The 1074-nt window shown below is 64.3% G+C and carries 1 protein-coding gene; it reads left to right on the forward strand.

The window, feature by feature from the left end:
* A protein-coding gene (locus BJF87_RS24630) for an IS3 family transposase (protein WP_262339134.1) occupies positions 1-1074 on the forward strand; the annotation gives its coding sequence in 2 pieces (ribosomal slippage) (positions 1-256 and positions 256-1074; 1075 coding nt annotated over the 2 pieces). This gene is flagged as partial in the annotation.

Consider the following 1074-nt stretch of genomic DNA (forward strand, 5'->3'; position numbering starts at 1 on the left):
CGGCGGCATACGCCGGATCAGATCATCCGCAAGCTGGCCGAGGGCAACAAGCTCCTCGGGACCGGGCAGGAGTTGGCTGAGGTGTGCCGGCATCTGGAGGTCACAGAGTCGACCTGGCATCGCTGGGTGGCCCAGTACGGGGGCATGAAGGCCAATGACGTCAAACGCCTCAAAGAACTCGAAGCTGAGAACGCTCGGCTCAAGAAGTTGGTCGCCAACCAGGCCCTCGATATCGACATGCTCAAGGAGGTTTCGTCGGGAAACTTCTGACCCCGAACCGCAAGCGCAGCGCCGTGACGATGCTGCGTGAGCGGTTCGGGGTATCTGAGCGGCGAGCATGTGCTGTGGTGGGCATCCACCGCTCCACGATGCGACTGCACCCAGCGCCGATCACCGCGGAGGAAGCCGAGCTGCGGTCCTGGCTACGTGGGTTTTCCACCGACCGGCCCCGCTGGGGCTGGCGACGCGCCGCGATCGCCGCGCGCAAAGCGGGCTTCACGGTCAACAACAAACGCATCCGCCGCCTGTGGCGCGAGGAGGGGCTGCGAGTTCCCCAGCGCCGCAGGAAGAAACGGCTCACCGGAATCGGGACCGCGGTTGGGGCGATGTGCCCAATCCGGCCGAACGTGATCTGGGCGATGGACTTCCAATTCGACACCACCGCCGACGGCCGAACCATCAAAATGCTCAACGTGATCGACGAGTTCACCCGCGAAGCCCTGGCGATCCACGTCGACCGCGTCATCAACGCCGATGGCGTGGTTGACGTTCTCGACCGCCTGGCCCTGATACATGGTCCACCGTGCTACGTGCGGTTCGACAACGGACCGGAATTCGTCGCTCACGCCGTCAACGACTGGTGCCGATTCAACGGCACCGGATCACTATTCATCGACCCCGGCTCCCCGTGGCAGAACGCCTGGATCGAATCGTTCAACGGCCGCCTGCGCGACGAGCTGCTCAACTCCTGGCGCTTTGACTCCCTGCGCGAAGCCCGGGTCATCATCGAAGACTGGAGGATCGACTACAACGCCAACCGACCCCATTCGGCCCACCACGGACTCACCCCCGCCG

Source organism: Gordonia sp. CNJ-863 (assembly GCF_001942325.1).
Lineage (GTDB): Bacteria > Actinomycetota > Actinomycetes > Mycobacteriales > Mycobacteriaceae > Gordonia > Gordonia alkanivorans.